This window comes from Streptococcus sp. Marseille-Q8145 (assembly GCF_965112035.1).
On the sequence record NZ_CBCOPQ010000014.1, the window covers coordinates 1 to 963 of the forward strand.

The following is a 963-nucleotide window of genomic DNA, read 5'->3' on the forward strand; positions in this document are numbered from 1 at the left end:
TGCCTGTACCTTTCGGGCTAACTTTTCTGCTGATAATAATTTATTTGCGTACAGGTTAAACGGAAACGCCAAAAAGTTATATTCTTCCTGACTAAACTTGACCCGACACCGATCCTCAATGTCCGCAATGATGTTAATGAACAAAGGTGAATCTTCCATTAAGTTCGTGTAATACTTGCTGATGCCGTTAAGTTCATAGTGATGACGCTTCAGGAAAACCACAATTTGCATCACCTTTTGGAAGATCTGGGTGGTACTCGTTTTGATCTTGCCCGCATTGAGCCGCCTAATCACCGCCGCGACTAAAGTCTTATCGTCCAAAAGCCTTGCCTGTACCTAGTCGAATAAGTGGTTATAACTCAGCATCGTTAAATCGACCGTTGAGCCTACCTGCAGCTTAATGCCGCGACTCGTTGCACTTTCAATGCCAAGATCGTAATTTTTTAACCAGTGCCGACACGCGTCTAAATCTTTTAGAAGTGGGCCGCGACTCACGGTCAGCTGGTCGGCAATCTCATCCATAGGTACAAATTTCCGTTCTTTGATCAACCGAAACAGAATCTCCGCCTGCCGTTTTTGCTTGTCGTTATTATCAATGTTTTGCTTGAACACGCCTGACTGAATCAGTGAAAATTTTCGATAATTCAGAATATGCAGGAAGTACCCGCTTTTGTTAATGCGAATTTCGGCTGCATCCCCCAACGACTCGCCTAGTTCATGGATATATTTTTGCATCGTGCGTGTCGAAACATTCTCGCTTTCAGCCAATTCGTCTAGGCTGGAGGTACCATTTGCCAAAAGATAACGCAAAAGCCGATAATCCAAACTATTCAATCAGGTGACCTCCTCCAAATTACCGATTATCCGCGCGACTTGCCTCCTGCCACATTTGTTGTAACGCCTGTGATATAACTTGCTCGATTCGATAAGAAGTAGTTCACCAAATCCGCTACTTCACTGAGT

The 963-nt window shown here is 44.1% G+C and carries 2 pseudogenes; both read right to left on the reverse strand.

The annotated features are described in order from the left end of the window. Positions 1–834, reverse strand: a pseudogene (locus ACWPVL_RS11665) (winged helix-turn-helix transcriptional regulator); the annotation flags it as partial. A 26-nt stretch (positions 835–860) separates the two neighbouring features. Beyond that, positions 861–963, reverse strand: a pseudogene (locus tag ACWPVL_RS11670) (sorbitol-6-phosphate 2-dehydrogenase); the annotation flags it as partial.